This window comes from Cupriavidus sp. GW821-FHT07C08 (assembly GCF_059419025.1).
The window spans coordinates 176,020-191,351 of sequence record NZ_JBWKQZ010000009.1; the positions used below are offsets into that span (position 1 = coordinate 176,020).

Annotated in this window: 18 protein-coding genes; 11 read left to right on the forward strand and 7 right to left on the reverse strand. The window is 67.9% G+C overall.

Features of this window, described 5'->3' with window-relative positions; genetic code table 11:
- The first annotated feature begins 122 nt into the window (after positions 1-122).
- A complete protein-coding gene (locus AC07UK_RS14440) occupies positions 123-719 on the forward strand; it encodes an HAD domain-containing protein (RefSeq protein WP_436223472.1) in 597 nt (198 codons plus the stop codon).
- A gap of 116 nt (positions 720-835) precedes the next feature.
- Positions 836-1,204, forward strand: coding sequence for a 5-carboxymethyl-2-hydroxymuconate Delta-isomerase (locus tag AC07UK_RS14445; RefSeq protein ID WP_494685715.1), 369 nt, complete (start codon positions 836-838; stop codon positions 1,202-1,204).
- Positions 1,205-1,428: 224 nt separating this feature from the next.
- On the opposite strand, the gene AC07UK_RS14450 is transcribed toward AC07UK_RS14445, so the two are convergent.
- From AC07UK_RS14450 to AC07UK_RS14460, 3 genes are all read right to left on the reverse strand, one after another.
- A complete protein-coding gene (locus AC07UK_RS14450) occupies positions 1,429-2,409 on the reverse strand; it encodes an alpha/beta hydrolase fold domain-containing protein (RefSeq protein ID WP_494685714.1) in 981 nt (326 codons plus the stop codon).
- Between the two features lie 130 nt (positions 2,410-2,539).
- Positions 2,540-2,998, reverse strand: coding sequence for an HU family DNA-binding protein (locus AC07UK_RS14455; protein ID WP_010809407.1), 459 nt, complete (start codon positions 2,996-2,998; stop codon positions 2,540-2,542).
- A gap of 181 nt (positions 2,999-3,179) precedes the next feature.
- On the reverse strand, positions 3,180-3,569 hold the full coding sequence (locus AC07UK_RS14460; protein WP_436223474.1) for a hypothetical protein: 390 nt from the start codon (positions 3,567-3,569) through the stop codon (positions 3,180-3,182).
- Between the two features lie 78 nt (positions 3,570-3,647).
- Between AC07UK_RS14460 and AC07UK_RS14465 the strand changes: the two genes are divergently transcribed.
- Genes AC07UK_RS14465 through AC07UK_RS14475 form a run of 3 tightly spaced genes read left to right on the forward strand, consistent with a single transcriptional unit; the run spans position 3,648 to position 6,029 of the window.
- A complete protein-coding gene (locus AC07UK_RS14465; protein ID WP_013952879.1) occupies positions 3,648-3,998 on the forward strand; it encodes a PepSY domain-containing protein in 351 nt (116 codons plus the stop codon).
- A 15-nt stretch (positions 3,999-4,013) separates the two neighbouring features.
- Positions 4,014-4,688, forward strand: a complete 675-nt coding sequence (locus AC07UK_RS14470) for a response regulator transcription factor (protein WP_436223476.1) — start codon at positions 4,014-4,016, stop codon at positions 4,686-4,688.
- Positions 4,689-6,029 carry a sensor histidine kinase gene (locus AC07UK_RS14475; protein WP_436223477.1) on the forward strand — a complete coding sequence of 447 codons (1,341 nt, stop codon included), beginning with the start codon at positions 4,689-4,691 and terminating at the stop codon, positions 6,027-6,029.
- Here the strand turns inward: AC07UK_RS14475 and AC07UK_RS14480 are convergent, their stop codons facing one another.
- Positions 6,030-6,527, reverse strand: coding sequence for an Mpo1 family 2-hydroxy fatty acid dioxygenase (locus AC07UK_RS14480; protein WP_436223478.1), 498 nt, complete (start codon positions 6,525-6,527; stop codon positions 6,030-6,032). It lies immediately after the preceding gene.
- 186 nt (positions 6,528-6,713) lie between these two features.
- Here AC07UK_RS14480 and AC07UK_RS14485 point away from each other — a divergent pair, with 186 nt between their 5' ends.
- The 5 genes from AC07UK_RS14485 to AC07UK_RS14505 all read left to right on the forward strand — a co-directional run bounded on the left by AC07UK_RS14485 (position 6,714) and on the right by AC07UK_RS14505 (position 12,067).
- On the forward strand, positions 6,714-7,466 hold the full coding sequence (locus AC07UK_RS14485) for a Crp/Fnr family transcriptional regulator (protein ID WP_494685713.1): 753 nt from the start codon (positions 6,714-6,716) through the stop codon (positions 7,464-7,466).
- A gap of 27 nt (positions 7,467-7,493) precedes the next feature.
- Positions 7,494-8,360, forward strand: a complete 867-nt coding sequence (locus AC07UK_RS14490; RefSeq protein ID WP_436223480.1) for an arylamine N-acetyltransferase family protein — start codon at positions 7,494-7,496, stop codon at positions 8,358-8,360.
- 205 nt (positions 8,361-8,565) lie between these two features.
- On the forward strand, positions 8,566-9,330 hold the full coding sequence (locus AC07UK_RS14495) for an SDR family oxidoreductase (protein ID WP_011617096.1): 765 nt from the start codon (positions 8,566-8,568) through the stop codon (positions 9,328-9,330).
- A 97-nt stretch (positions 9,331-9,427) separates the two neighbouring features.
- Positions 9,428-11,176, forward strand: a complete 1,749-nt coding sequence (locus tag AC07UK_RS14500) for a class I adenylate-forming enzyme family protein (RefSeq protein ID WP_436223481.1) — start codon at positions 9,428-9,430, stop codon at positions 11,174-11,176.
- A 48-nt stretch (positions 11,177-11,224) separates the two neighbouring features.
- On the forward strand, positions 11,225-12,067 hold the full coding sequence (locus AC07UK_RS14505) for an acid phosphatase (protein ID WP_436223482.1): 843 nt from the start codon (positions 11,225-11,227) through the stop codon (positions 12,065-12,067).
- Positions 12,068-12,100: 33 nt separating this feature from the next.
- Here AC07UK_RS14505 and AC07UK_RS14510 read toward each other — a convergent pair whose 3' ends face one another.
- The 3 genes from AC07UK_RS14510 to AC07UK_RS14520 form a co-directional block, all read right to left on the reverse strand.
- Entirely contained in the window at positions 12,101-12,583 is a 483-nt protein-coding gene (locus AC07UK_RS14510) for a CreA family protein (protein WP_436223483.1), read from the reverse strand.
- 14 nt (positions 12,584-12,597) lie between these two features.
- Positions 12,598-13,083, reverse strand: coding sequence for an acyl-CoA thioesterase (locus AC07UK_RS14515; protein ID WP_013952870.1), 486 nt, complete (start codon positions 13,081-13,083; stop codon positions 12,598-12,600).
- Positions 13,084-13,291: 208 nt separating this feature from the next.
- Positions 13,292-13,573: an HU family DNA-binding protein gene (locus AC07UK_RS14520; RefSeq protein WP_008651272.1), complete on the reverse strand. Its 282-nt coding sequence runs from the start codon at positions 13,571-13,573 to the stop codon at positions 13,292-13,294.
- A gap of 509 nt (positions 13,574-14,082) precedes the next feature.
- Between AC07UK_RS14520 and AC07UK_RS14525 the strand changes: the two genes are divergently transcribed.
- On the forward strand, positions 14,083-15,285 hold the full coding sequence (locus AC07UK_RS14525) for an ammonium transporter (RefSeq protein ID WP_153955727.1): 1,203 nt from the start codon (positions 14,083-14,085) through the stop codon (positions 15,283-15,285).
- Positions 15,286-15,332 lie beyond the last annotated feature (47 nt).

A 15,332-nucleotide genomic window follows, 5' to 3' on the forward strand; every position in this document is an offset into this window, starting at 1 on the left:
TACGTCTTCCCCGACAAAGTTACAGATCTGTTTCAACTGAACCCGTACCGGTTACGTGTCAGCCTGCCCGTGGCGAGTAATCTTGGTTCACACCAACTGAACTGGCACCCGCACAGGAAACCATGGCTGAACGACTAATCATGCTGGACGTACCCGGCGTCCTGTATTCCGACCGCTCCCGCACCCGCCTCGGCGGCATTCCGGATTCGGGCACGCTGCGCGACGTCCGGTTCTTTGATCCTGTCGCGCTGGGGTTCGTACGCAGGTTGTTCGGCGTGGCCGGCGCCCGCGTGGTGGTGTCCGACGCCTGGCGCCGCGGCACGCCCGCGGCAATCCTGCAGCAGCTGGACCTGCAGGTCGAAGCCATGACCCCGCCGGCCGCAGGCGGCCATGGCGCGGAAATCGAAGCCTATTTCGCCCAGGGTGCCAAGCCGGTCCACTACGTGATCATTTCCTGCGCCGCCCCGGAGTCGATGCCCGAAGCCCTGCGCGAGCACCTCGTCACCGTTGACCCGGCTGCCGGGCTGACCCTGGAGAACTTCCAGCAGGCGCTCGGCATCCTGGGCGTGGCCTGCCCGTCCACGGTGATGCCCGCACCGAAACTGGATGCCGGCCTGAAGGCCAAGCTGGCTCAGCTGCAGCAGCTCGCCCGGGAAAATCCGGCCCGCTTCGACGGCGCGCGGGCACCGGCACGCAAGCGCACGCCTGTCCACGCCTGATCCCGCACCAGCAGCACATCCCGACGGGGCGCCCAAAGGCGCCCCGTTTGCATTAGCACGCCCTGCGATCCCGTATCATGCTCGGTTTCACCGGAACACACAGTCAGGACGCCGCCATGCCTCACCTCGTCATCGAACTCACCGAAAACACCCGCCTGAACTGCTCGCAGGAAGAGTTGCTGGATGAAGCCAATGCCGCCCTGCTGGCTTCCGGACAGTTCCAGGAGGCGGATATCAAGTCGCGCTGCATCACGCTGTCGACTTACCGCCAGGGCGTGGACGCGGTCGAGCGGGCCTTTGTCCACGCGCGCCTGTCGATCCTGGACGGCCGCGACACCGCCGTGCGCCAGGCACTGGCGCAGGCCGTCTGCGACGTGATCGCTGAAGCGGTGCGGGCTGGCTCCGGCTCCGGCCAGGACGTGCAGGTGTCGGTAGAGGTCTGCGAGATGGCGCGGGCAACCTATGCCAAGCAGGTGGTGGCCTGAAGTAGCGGTCCGGATGGTGGACGCCAAATAAAAAACCCGCGGCCATTGCGGCCGCGGGCGGAAGCTTCAGGAAGACTCCGGAAGCTCTGTCATGGGGAGCGCCCCCGCACCCATGACCTGACCGATTCTAGGGGGGCGCCCGTGCTTCCAGTTTGACGCAGGTTAAACTTGCTCCAGTCGGATCCGCTTGCGGCCAGCCTGGCATGAATCACCCGGCGGCCGCATCACCCCGGGTTGGTCACCTCCTGCGGGGCAACGGCAGCGCGCACCGGCTCGTCCCTGCCCTCCGCGCCATGGGCGTCGTCGGCAAGCACGGACCGCTCAATCTCGGCAAACGCCGCGTCCGCTTCCGGCATCGGCAGCAGCATCCAGACGTGGAACATCCCCTCGCCCTCGTGATACCGAAGCGCCAGGCCTTGCTCGTCGGCCATCTGGCGGAACTTCCTGCAGTCGGGCAGCAGGATGTCATGGGTGCCGATGAACAAGGTGGTGGGCGGCAGCCCGCGCAACACGCCGCGCATGGGACTGACCTGCGGCAGGGTGACCGGATCCGCGCCGGCATAGACGCGCCCGCATTCAATGCCCCCGGGGCGTGACAGCATCGGGTCGAACGGCTCCAGGGCATCGATGCCGGGATTGTCGCCGGTGGCATCCAGGAACGGCGACATCAATACCAGGCGCCGCGGCAGCGCTTGGCCGCTGTCGCGCAGCACCTGTGCCAGCGCCAGCGCCATGCCGCCGCCAGCGGAATCGCCCATGACGGTCAGGTCTGCGCCCGGATAGCGCTGCTGCAGCGCCTGCCACAGCGGCACCATGGCCGCGAACACGTCGCGGTGGGTATGTTCCGGCGCCAGCGGATAGACCGGCACCGTCACCGCGCAGCCAAGCGCGTCCACCAGCTTGCCGACGAAATCCCAGTGCTGGCTGACGATATCGAAAACATAGCCGCCGCCGTGCAGGTAGAGGATATGACGGGCCTTACCGTGCGCAGGCCCGCTCCTGGGCTGCACAGTGTAGACCTCCATCCCGGCGATGCGCTCCTCGCTGACCGCGTGCCGCGCGCGCAGGCGGCGGGACGGATAGGCGCGCCCGGCGATACGGCGCCGCCGGATTTCATCATGGAGCGCCTGGGCGCTGGCAAACCGCCGCTTGCGCCGGACCAGGCGCAAGGCAAGCCGCCACATCTGGCATTGCAGACTTGGCATCGTGTCTCCTCCCGCTCCGGTCTGTCGCCGGCGGCTGAACATGCAGGAACGCGCGGCAGGTATTGCGCTCGCGCAATAAAAAAAGGAGCCGGCAAGCGGCTCCTTTTTTGTCAGGACAACGTGGCGCAGATCAGGCTGCGGCGTCCTTCAGCTTCTTCAGCGGACGGACCTTGACCTTGACGCTGGCCGGCTTGGCCGGGAACCAACGCTCTTCACCGGTGAACGGGTCCTTGCCAAAGCGCTTCTTCTTGGCCGGCACTTGCTGCGCCGTGACCTTCAGCAGGCCGGGCAGCGTGAACTCGCCAGCGCCCTTCTTGTTCAGCGCGCCGATGATGGTGGTTTCCAGGTGGGCCAGCACCGTCTTCACGGCCTTGGCTTCCAGTTGGGTCTGAGCTACCAGGTGAGCGACCAGGCTCGACTTGTTGAAGGTGTCCTTCAGCGGGCGCGCAACGGGCGCAGCGGCGGGAGCAGCCTTCTTGGCCGGCGTGGCCTTCTTGGCGGCAGCCTTCACAGGTGCCTTGGTTGCCGCGGCCTTCTTGGCAGCGGGCTTGGTTGCAGTCTTCGCGGTCGGTTTCGCTTTGGTCGCCATATCGATATTCGTAAGTTGAACAGATGGGTGTCGGCAGGTGTTTCGCATTGCTTCTCAGCGTTGCGCAATCGTCTTCTCGACGCCCACTGAATCATAGCGGAAAGTACCGTAAGTCAAGGGGTTTTCGTGCATGCGAAACGTAAAACCCCGTGAAAACCCCGGGTTTTGTCGCGGCTTTGCCTCAGTGGAAACGCGAATACGGCCTACGTACCCCCGTTTTGGCGTTCGCGGCAGCCGCTTCAGGTGCCTGCGCGCGCAGCGATGCGCGTGCCGCGGCGCTACCGTTTGCTGCCTGGTCACCCGTGCAAAGCGCCAGCACGGAGCCCGCGAAGAGAGTGCCGAGCGCGATCATCGCCAGGCTTGCATCGGCATGCCACCATGCCTGCCAGGACGCAAGCAGGCCGGCCTGCATGCCGAACAGGCTCGCCACGCACAGCAGTGAAACCGGCGCGCCGGCCGCCAGCGCGAGCCAGCGCAGCCACCTTGCGCGCGGCGAAGACAAGTGGCGGGCGAGTGTCGATACGGGCGGCATGGGCGGGCTCTCTGGCAGGATGGCTGTGATGGCGGCCATTGTCCGTGCCGGCGGCTGAACGCCGCCTGAGGGTTCCGTTCAGCCCGCATTCAGGCAATTTGCTGCAAACTCCGGGCCATGAAGTTCAATTTCCCGGCCCTCCTGCGCCCGCGCATGCTGGTCGCTGCGGCGCTGCTGGCGCTGGCGGCGATGCCGGCCGCGCACGCCGACAAGGACGCCGACCGCGCCCGCGCGGCCGTGCAGTCGGGCGAAATCCTGCCGCTGTCGCGCATCCTGGAAACAGTATCGCGCCAGTACGCGGGCGACGTGATCGGGGTGGAGCTGGACCGCGACGACGGCATCTGGCAGTACGAGGTCAAGCTGCTGTTGCCCGGCGGTTCGGTGGCCAAGCTCGAGTACGATGCACGCACGGCCGCCCTGCTCAAAGCCAAGGGGCGTGGGCTAGAAGACGCCCGCCGCAAACCCTGACCGACAGGAGACCCGATGCGCATCTTGCTGGTCGAAGACGAAGCCGCCCTCGCCGCCCAGGTCCGTGCCAGCCTGGCCGACGCCGGCTATGCCGTCGACGTGGCCGCGGACGGCCTGGACGCCTGCCACCTGGGCGAGCAGGAGCCCTACGACGCCGTCATCCTGGACCTGGGCCTGCCGCGGCTGGACGGCCTTTCGGTGCTGCGCCGCTGGCGCGCCGCGCAGGTCAGCGTGCCGGTGCTGATCCTGACCGCGCGCGACAGCTGGACCGAGAAGGTCGAAGGCATCGACGCCGGCGCCGACGACTACCTGGCCAAGCCATTCCGCATGGAGGAGCTGCTCGCGCGCATCCGCGCGCTGATCCGGCGCGCGCACGGCATGCCGGCGCCAGAGCTGCAATGCGGCCCGGTGCGGATGAATCCGCGCGCAGGCACGGTCACCGTCGACGGCACGCCGGTGGCGCTGACCTCGCATGAATTCCGCGTGCTGGACTACCTGATGCACCATCCCGGCGCCATCATCAGCAAGACCGCGCTGACCGAGCACATCTATGCCCAGGACTTCGACCGCGACAGCAACACCATCGAGGTCTTTGTGGGGCGGCTGCGCCGCAAGCTTGGCGTGGACGTCATCGAGACCGTGCGCGGCCAGGGCTACCGGCTGCGGCCGCCGTCGCAGCTGCAGCCCTAGATGCCCGCCCGCCTGCGCCGGTCCCTTGCGCTGCGCCTGCTGGCAGTGGCGGCGATCTGGCTGGCGGCGGCGCTGGGCGTCAGCGGCTGGCTGCTGTCGACACTGTTCGAGCGCCACGTCAACAACACCTATGTGCGCCAGCTCGACCACCAGTTGGCGGGCCTGGCCGCGGCGCTGGACTGGAGCGCCGACGGCAAGCTGGTCCTTACCCGTACCCCTGCCGATCCCCGCTACGAGCTGCCCTACTCCGGCACCTATTGGCAGGCGCGCGCGCCGGGCGCGCTGCTGCGCTCGCGCTCGCTGTGGGATACGGAAATGCCGGTGACGGTGGAGCGCCGCCTTGCCGGCGCCCAGGCCGACGTGCGCCCGGGCCCCGGCAACCAGTCGCTGCTGGTGGTGTCCCGGCAACTGGTGCTGCCGTCCGCGGATACCCCGGTGGAGATCTCGGTGGCGCTGGACCGGACCGAGCTGCGCGCCGCGCGCCGCAGCTTCAACCGGACGCTGGCGTGGTCGCTGACGGCGCTGGGGCTGGGGCTGATGCTGGCGGTCGCGGCGCAGGTCAAGTTTGGCCTGGCGCCGCTGGCGCGGCTGCGGCGCGCGCTGGGCACGATGCAGGCGCGGCGCGAGGCACGCCTGGGCGGCGACTGGCCTACTGAAGTCGAACCCCTGGTGGCCGAGATCAATGCTCTGCTGGCTCGCAACGCCCAGGCGCTGGAACGCTCGCGCCGGCAGGCGGCTGACCTGGCGCACGCGGTCAAGACGCCGCTGGCAGTGCTCGCCAATGAGGCCGCGGCGCTGCCGGGGGCACCGGCGCAAGCCGTGGCGGCGCAGGTCGAAGCGATGCGCCGGCAGGTCGACCGCCACCTGGCGCGCGCACGCGCGGCGGGCGCCGCGGCGGCGCGCGGCCAGCGCATCGATGCCGGCGCGCCGGTACGGGAGCTGACGCGTGCACTGGCGCGGCTGCACGCTGAGCGCGCGCTGGCGCTGACGGTTGAAGGCGCCGGGCACTTTGCCGGCGACCGGCAAGACCTGGTCGAAATACTCGGCAACCTGCTCGACAATGCCTGCCAGTGGGCTCGCACGCGCGTGCGCGTCACGCTGCAGGAAGCGGATGGCGAGCTCGAAATACTGGTCGAAGACGATGGCCCAGGCATGCCGCCGGAGGCGCAGGCACTGGCCACCGCACGCTATGGCCGGCTCGACGAGGCCGCTGCCGGCAGCGGTCTGGGCCTGGCGATCGTGACGGAAATCGCCGCGATGTACGACGGCAGCCTGGCGCTGGCATCGAGCCCGCTGGGCGGGCTGGCGGCGCGGCTGCGGCTGCCGGCGGGGTTGCCGTGATCAGTGCGTGCGGGCGGCCATGGCCTCGCGCGTGTCGCGTGCCAGCCCCAGCGCAAAGGCGGTTTCCGCCACCAGGAACAGCGGGCCGATCAGCAGCCCGACCAGGTCGTCGACGAACGCCGGCTTGCGCCCCTCGTAATAGTGGCCGATGAACTGAATCACCCATCCCACCACGAACAGGCCAAGGCCGATGGCAAGCCACCAGGCGGTGGGCATCGCCGCAATGTACGCGCCGGCATAGAGGAAGAACGCCAGGATGGCCGCCATCGCCACCCCGAACACCAGCGACAGGCGCAGGTAGAACAGGCACGACAGGATGTACAGCAGCATCGCCGGCGTCAGGTAGGCAGAGCCGTCGCCCAGCGGCAGCGCCGGGCGCGCCAGCAGCGTCGTCACTGCCAGCACGATCATCGGGATACCAATGAAGTGCGTAAAGATGTTGCGCGGATCGCGATGGTAGGCGGCGTAGTTGGCCAGGTGTTCGATCAGGGTTTTCACGGGGGCGTCTCCTTGTGCGCAGGCGTGCGCGTGCCGCCTGCTGCTGCGCGGCGGGCGCGATGTGGATTTATAGTAGTGGGCACGCACCGTGCGGTCTGTCAGGTTTTTGACAGTCCGCACGGTCGCCGCGTGCCCTTGTGTGTCCCTGCTGACACCCGGCACAGCCCAATATGAAAGGAGACCGGCATGGGACTGGCGAGCCCGCCGCAACGCCCCCGATCGCAACTCGCCGGCACACTGCCCGGCACGGTGCCGCCGCGCGACGATGCGCTTGCTGCCGTACGTGCCGGCGCCTGGTTCAGCCAGTTGCCGCCGGCGCTGCGCCAGGCACTAATCGATGACGGCAGCCTGCGCCGACTGGTGGCCGGCGAGACGCTCTTTGCCCGCGGCGACCGCTTCGACGGCCTGTATTGTGTCGCCAGCGGCACCATGCAGATCCACGCCAGCGGCGAATCGGGCAAGGCGGCGTTGCTCGGCCTGCTGGAACCGGGCACGTGGTTCGGCGAGATCTGCCTGTTCGACGGCCTGCCGCGCACCCACGACGCACGCGCGGTCAGCGCCACCATGCTGTGGCACGTGCCGCGCGCCAGCCTGGAGCGGCGCCTGGCGCAGGAGCCGGCATGGTGGCAGGCCTTCGGGCAACTGCTGGCCGCCAAGACGCGCCAGGCCTTCAACTATGTCGAGGAAGCGCAATTGCTGCCGCCGGCGGCGCGCATCGCCCGGCGCCTGGCCGCGATCGCCCATGGCTACGGCAACCTGCCGCAGGCCCAGGCGACGCAGCGCGTGCGCATCCCGCAGGAACAGCTGGCGCAGATGCTGGGCCTTTCGCGCCAGACCGTGAACCACGCGCTGCGCGAACTGGAAGCGCGCGGGCTGCTGCGGCTGGAGTATGGCGGCATCGAACTGCGTGACCTGCCGGCGCTGGAGGCGCTCAACTGAATGCATCGCACCGGAGCCCCGCATACCATGATGACCCTGGACGCAACCCAACTGGACGCCTGGCTGGCGCGCCTCGGCATTGCCGCCCCGCCCTCGCCCACGCTGGAAGCGCTGGATATCGTACTGGCCGCGCACCTGGCCAGCATTCCGTTCGAGAACATCGATCCGCTGTTGCGCCGGCCGGTACGGATCGAACTGGATGCGGTCTTCGACAAGCTCGTCACGCGCCGGCGCGGCGGCTACTGCTTTGAGCTCAATACACTGCTGGCGGCCGGGCTGGGCGCGCTCGGCTACGCCGTGACGCCGCTGGCCGCGCGCGTGCGCTGGGGCGTTCCCGACGATGTGCCGACCATGACCTCGCACATGCTGCTGCGCGTGGAAGTGGCGCATCGCAGCTACCTGGCCGATGTCGGCTTCGGCGGCCCCACGCCATACCGGGCGATGCCTCTGTCCGAGCCGGCCGATGACAGCTTCCCGTACCGTCTGGCGCCTTCGCCACCGGACGCCGCCGCCACCGCGTTCCACAGCTACGACCTGGAGGCGCGCGGCGACGCCGGCTGGATCAAGGTCTACCGCTTTGACCTGACGCCGCAGCCGTGGATCGATTTCGTGCCGCGCAACTGGTATGTATCGACGCACCCTGACAGCGTGTTCCTGCAGCGGCTGATGGCCGCGCGCACCGACGGCGGCACCCGCGTGACGCTGGCCGACGGCGACCTGGCCGAGCGCGCACCGGACGGCACCGTGCGCCGAACGCGGCTGGCCTCGCCCGAGGCCGTGGTGCAGGCCTTGTCGGATCGCTTTGGCGTGCTGCTGGACAATGACCTGCGGCGTGGCCTGGCCGACGCCCTGCCAGCGCTGCTGGCGCCCGCAACGGCATCCTCCGGCACCTGAGGCGCCATGATTGCGCTATGCAGCATGCCTGCCATGCACGGCGCGCATTGCCCGCAGAAAGAATCCTGATATGGCCGGCGCGCGGCACCCCGGCCTGTGGACTGGTGCCAGCGGCGCCACCATAATGTCCTGGCGATGCTGCCTGCGGGCACGTCGCCAGGACAAAGCCGGCCCCTGACGCCGGCGCAGCCATACAGGAGACTCCATGTCATTGTTTGATCTGACGGGCAAGGTTGCCATCGTCACCGGCTCCTCGCGCGGGATTGGCCGCGCCATCGCCGAGCAGATGGCCGTCCAGGGCGCCAAGGTGGTCATTTCTTCGCGCAAGATCGAGGCCTGCCAGGAAGTGGTGGATGCCATCAACGCCCGCCACGGCGCAGGCACCGCGATCGCAGTCCCTGCCAATATTTCTTCGAAGGACGACCTGCAGCGCCTGGTCGACGAGACCAACCGCGCCTTCGGCAAGATCGATGTGCTGGTCTGCAATGCCGCGTCCAACCCGTACTACGGGCCCATGAGCGGCGTGTCGGACGACCAGTTCCGCAAGGTGCTGGACAACAATGTCATCTCCAACCACTGGCTGATCCAGATGGTGGCCCCGCAGATGATCGACCGCAAGGACGGCTCGATCATCATCGTGTCGTCGATCGGCGGCTTGCGCGGCTCGCCCACCATCGGCGTGTACAACATCTCCAAGGCCGCCGACTTCCAGCTGGCGCGCAACCTCGCCGTCGAGTTCGGGCCGCACAACGTGCGCGTGAACTGCATCGCGCCGGGGCTGATCAAGACCGACTTTGCGCGCGCGCTGTGGGAAGATCCCGAGCGCTACAAGCAGTCCACCCAGGGCGCCCCGCTGCGCCGCATCGGCGAACCCGTCGAGATCGCCGGCGCGGCGGTCTACCTGGCGTCGGCAGCCAGCACCTTCATGACGGGCCAGGCGCTGGTCGTGGACGGCGGCGTGACCATCTGAGCGTCTGGCCCCAGCGTTGCGGGCGCCGGCCTGAAGGCCGGCGCCTGCCGCTTTCCTGCATTTCCCTCAACCTGCAGTGCAGTTCCGGGAGGCAGTCATGTCAAGCAATCCGCAAGTGGCCGGCACCTGGCCGGTCATGTCACTGGCCGAGGCCCACGCCCGGCTTACCGCGCCCGGCGCGCCGTTCGAAACCGAAACGCGCGTGATCCGCGGCATCCCCACCACCGTCTGGAAGAACGCACCGCCCACGCTGCGCGAGCTGTTGTTGAACACGCGCGCGTTTGCCGACCGCACCTTCGTGGTCTACGAGGAAGAGCGCGTCTCCTACGATGCCTTCCGGCGCGCCGCCATCGCCCTGGCCCATGCACTGGTACGCGACGGCGTGCGCAAGGGCGACCGCGTGGCCGTAGCCATGCGCAACCTGCCTGAATGGCCGGTGGCTTTCTACGGCGCGCTGTTGGCCGGCGCCATCGTGACACCGCTCAATGCCTGGTGGACCGGGGCCGAGCTGGAGTACGGCCTGGCCGATTCTGGCAGCCGCGTGGCGATCGTCGATGCCGAACGGCTCGACCGCATCCTGGAACACCTGCCGGGCTGCCCGGCGCTGGAACGCGTCTATGCCTCACGTGCCGGCGGCACCGCGGCCGAACCGCGCGTAGCCCCGCTGGAGAGCTTGATCGGCAGCCCGGCTGACTGGGCCGCGCTGCCAGACCAGGCGCCGCCGCAGGTCGAAATCGATCCGGACGACGACGCCACCATCTTCTACACCTCGGGCACCACCGGCAAACCCAAGGGTGCGCTCGGCACGCACCGCAACTCCACCAACGTGGCGGTCGCCGGCAGCTTCAGCCCGATCCGCAACCTGTTGCGCCGGGGCGAGCCGATTCCCGCGCCGGACCCCGCCGCACCGCAAAAGGCCATGCTGCTGGCGGTGCCGTTCTTCCACGTCACCGGCTGCATGGCGGTGCTCAACGGCGCCATCGCCACCGGCGGCAAGATCGTGCTGATGCACCGCTGGGACGCGCTGCGCGGCATGGAACTGATCGAGCGCGAGCGCTGCACCGCGGCCGGCGGCGTGCCCACCATCGCATGGCAGATCCTGGAGCATCCGGAGCGCGAGCGCTTCGACCTGTCCTCGCTGGAGAACGTCAACTACGGCGGCGCGCCGGCATCGCCCGAACTGGTGCGGCGCATCGGCGAGGTATTCCCGCTGGCCGCACCCGGCATCGGCTGGGGCATGACGGAAACGTCGTCCACCTTCACCAGCCACAGCGCCGAGGAATACGTGATGCGCCCGGACAGCAGCGGCCCGGCACTGCCGATCGGCGAGATGAAGGTGGTGGACGGGCGCGGCCGCGCCTTGCCGCCCGGCGAGACCGGCGAGCTGATGGCGCGCGGTGCCAATGTCGTGCGCGGCTACTGGAACAAGCCCGAGGCCACGGCGCAGACCTTTGCCGACGGCTGGCTGCGCACCGGCGACATTGCGCGGCTGGATGAGGAAGGCTACGTCTATATCGTCGACCGGATGAAGGACATGCTGATCCGCGGCGGCGAGAACATCTACTGCATCGAGGTGGAAAGCACCCTGTACGAGCATCCGGCGGTGATGGATGCCGCGGTGGTCGGGCTCGCGCACAAGACGCTGGGCGAAGAACCGGCCGCGGTGGTCAGCCTGAAGCCCGGCATGCAGGCGAGCGAGGCCGAGCTGCAGGATTTCGTGCGCACGCGGCTCGCGGCGTTCAAGGTGCCGGTGCGTATCCTGATGTACCACGAGATGCTGCCGCGCAATGCCAATGGCAAGATACTGAAGTCGAACCTGCGCAAGCTGTTCGACGCTGCCGCCTGAGTCGCGGCAGGTCAGCCCCGACTCGACAAAAACAACAAGGACGACAAATTGACGGAACAAGCAAAGCGTGACCGCTCCTTGTCCACCCCAGGGCGGGCAATGACCGCGGTGGCACTCGCCGCCCTGGTGGCGGGCTGCGCCGCCGGCGGCACCAACCTGTCCGCGGTGCCAGAGCTGCGCCCCGGCGTGGCGGCGGGCTACCTGGCGGCCGATGCGCGCCCGGACAGCCTGAAGCTGCTGCCCGCGCCGCCGGCGCAGGGCTCGCCCGCCCTGGCGCTGGATGAAGACGCCGCGCGCCAGGCCGGCACCCTGCGCGGCTCGCCGCGCTGGCAGCTGGCCACCGAAGATGCCGTGCTGACGTTCCCGCAGGCTGCCAGCGCGTTCTCATGCGTGCTGGGCGTGCCGGTCAGCGAGAAAGACACGCCCTACCTGAACATCCTGCTGCGTCGCAGCCTGGTCGATGCCGGCCTGTCCACCTACGGCGTCAAGGACCGCTACAAGCGCACCCGCCCCTTTGTGGCCAACAAGACGCCGATGTGCACGCCGGCCGACGCCGCCAAGCTGGAAAAGGATGGCTCGTACCCGTCCGGCCACAGCGCCATCGGCTGGGCCTGGGCGCTGATCCTGGCGGAGGTCGAGCCTGAACGCGCCAATGACATCCTGGCGCGCGGGCGCGCGTTCGGCCAGAGCCGCGTGGTCTGCAACGTGCACTGGCAAAGCGATGTCAACGAGGGCCGCATGATGGCCGCGGCAACGGTGGCGCGGCTGCATGCCGATCCCACCTTCCGCGCCGACCTGGACCAGGCCCGCCGCGAAGTGGTGGCGGCACGCGCCAGCGGCGCGCGCCCGTCGCGCGACTGCCAGGCGGAGAGCGCAGCGCTGGCCCCCTGATCCGCCGGTTGCCGGGGCCGGCTACGTCACGGGTTACTTCACCGGGATGACCGTGCCCGCCGGCACCGGCACGGCGGTGACGCTGTTCTGCGGGCTGCCGCTGACAATGCGGTCGGAGTACGTCAGGTACACCAGCGTGTTGCGCTTGCGGTCGACCGCGCGCACGACGTGCAGGGCCTTGAACAGGATCGACATGCGCTCGGAGAAGACGTTGTCCTGTTGCCGGATCGGCCCCTTGAAGGCGATCGTGCCCACCTGCCGGCAGGCGATCGATGCCTCCGGCGGGTCTTCGGCCATGCCCAGCTGGCCCTTGATGCCACCCGTGCGGGCGCGCGACACATAGCAGGTCACGCCGTCTACCTGGGGGTCGTCATAGGCTTCGATCACGACCTTGTCTGAGCCGGTCATGCGGAAATTGGTGCTGACGCTGCCGATCTCCTCGGCGTAGGCGCCCGAGGCGGCCACCAGACAGGCGACGGCCAGGACCGTACGGATGCGATTGCAGTTGCGCTTCATGGCGGGGTCGGTATTCAGGTCACCGACGACTTGATGTCGTCGTGGCGCTTTTCCATTTCCTGGCGCAGCGCGCGGCGCTGCTGAGCGGCGGCAAAGCGCTGGCGCTCCACCTCGTCGCGGGGCTCCAGCGGCGGCACCTCGGCCGGCGTGCCGTTGTCGTCCACGGCCACCATGGTGAAGTAGCAGCTGTTGGTATGGCGCACCAGCTTGCTGCGGATGTTCTCGGTCACCACCTTGATGCCGATTTCCATCGAGCTGCGGCCGGTGAAGTTGACCGAGGCGAGGAAGGTCACCAGCTCGCCCACGTGGATTGGCTGGCGGAACACCACCTGGTCGACCGACAGCGTCACCACGTAGCGGCCGGCGTAGCGGCTGGCGCAGGCATAGGCAACCATGTCCAGGTACTTGAGGATGGTGCCGCCGTGGACGTTGCCTGAGAAGTTGGCCATGTCCGGCGTCATCAGCACGGTCATGGAAAGCTGGTGGGACTGGTCGTTCATGATGCGGGTACGGATTGCGGGGCGGGATTTTGGGGGCGAACCTGCGAGGGCATTGCCTGAATGCAATTGCCGCAACACTGGCGCCGGCAGTTTAACCCGGATCGTGCCCGCCGTTGCCGGCGGCAGCCCGGTGCCGGCAGGCGTGGTCGTGCCGGGCAACAAAAAAGCGGCCTGCAAGGCCGCTTTTCACGCTGTGGACGCAAACTGCTTACTTCTTCTTATTCACCGCGTCCTTGAAACCCTGTCCGGCAGAGAACTTGACCGTCTTGGCGGCCGGGATCTTGATGGTTTCACCGGTGCGCGGATTGCGGCCGGTGCGGGCGGCGCGTTTGCCGGAGCTGAAGCTGCCAAAGCCCACCAGCGTCACCGAATCGCCCTTTGCCACTGCCTTCTTGATACTGTCCAGCGCTGCGTTGAGCGCACGCTCGGCGGCGGCATTGCTCAGTTCTGCTTCCGCGGCGATGGCCGATACCAGTTCACCTTTATTCATGGCTGATTTCCCTTGTTGGTCGTCGTCACCGATGTGCGTGCCTCGCGGCAAAGCCATCGATCGGCGCAGTCTAATCTGCCCGTTGCGCGTAGAGCAATCCCCAGTGGCACCAATGCGACAAAAAAACCCGCAAATCCTTGATTGAGGCCGGTTAGCGGGCAATTTCCCTCGCTTTTCCCGCTTGCCAGAAGCCGACTTTGCCAGGCTGTCCTGCCGCGCGGCAACACCGGGCCGGCCCGCGCCCGGGGGCAAACCAGCAGCATAGGACAGATTCCCACAAATGGGGCGCCGCACCATAACGGTTCAGCCTGCGCCGCCGCCGCGCGCCATTTCGGCGCATTCGCACCACCACGGCGATGCCGCTGACAACGCTGCCAGCAGCGCCGCGCCGGCCTGCGCGCGGCATTCCGGTGCGGTTTTACCCGACAAGGTGCACGTGGCACCAGGATGCGGCCATCGCTGGAATGCTTTTTGCATACCCACGCTCCCATTTTGAGCATGAGGTCACTATGGACAACTGGAAGACCGGCACCGACGCCCTGTTTATCCTGCTAGGCGCCATCATGGTGCTGGCCATGCACGCCGGCTTTGCCTTCCTGGAACTGGGCACGGTGCGCAAGAAGAACCAGGTCAACGCACTGGTAAAGATTCTGGTGGATTTTGCGGTTTCGACGATCGCCTATTTCTTTATCGGCTACACCATTGCCTACGGCGTGCAGTTCATGTCCGGCGCCGAAACGCTGGCGCAGAAAAACGGTTACGAACTGGTCAAGTTCTTTTTCCTGGCGACATTTGCCGCGGCTATTCCGGCGATTATCTCGGGCGGTATTGCCGAGCGTTCACGCTTCAATCCGCAGCTGGTCGCCACCTTCGTGCTGGTGGGTTTTGTCTATCCGTTCTTCGAAGGCATCGCCTGGAACCAGCGCTTTGGTGTGCAGGACTGGATCACGCGCGTGGCCGGCGCACCGTTCCATGACTTTGCCGGCTCGGTGGTGGTGCATGCGCTGGGCGGCTGGATTGCGCTGCCGGCGGTGCTGCTGCTGGGCGCGCGGCGCGGGCGCTACCAGAAGGACGGCCGCATCAGCGCCCATCCGCCCTCAAACATCCCGTTCCTGGCGCTGGGCGCCTGGGTGCTGGCGGTGGGCTGGTTCGGCTTTAACGTCATGAGCGCGCAGACAGTCGACAAGGTCAGCGGCCTGGTGGCGATCAACTCGCTGATGGCAATGGCCGGCGGCACGCTGGCAGCCTGGGCGGCCGGACGCAACGACCCGGGCTTTGCCTACAACGGCCCGCTGGCCGGGCTGGTGGCGGTGTGCGCGGGCTCGGACCTGATGCACCCGCTCGGCGCGCTGATCACCGGCGCGGTGGCCGGCGCGCTCTTTGTCTATATGTTCACGCTGGCGCAGAACAAATGGCATATCGATGACGTGCTCGGCGTGTGGCCGCTGCACGGGCTGTGCGGCGCCTGGGGCGGCATTGCCGCGGGCATCTTCGGGGCCAGGGCGCTGGGCGGGCTGGGCGGCGTGTCGCTGGGCGCGCAGGCAATTGGCACCGTGCTCGGCATCGTGGTGGCGCTGGCCGGTGGCACCCTGGTATATGGCGCGCTGAAGAAGCTGGTGGGCATCAGGCTGGATGCGGAAGGCGAATTCAACGGCGCGGACCTGACCTTGCACCGGATTTCGGCAACGCCGGAACGGGAAACCAACTGGTAATGGCGTGCGGGCCGTCCGGATTTAAATAGACAAGCTGCGCAAGGCGG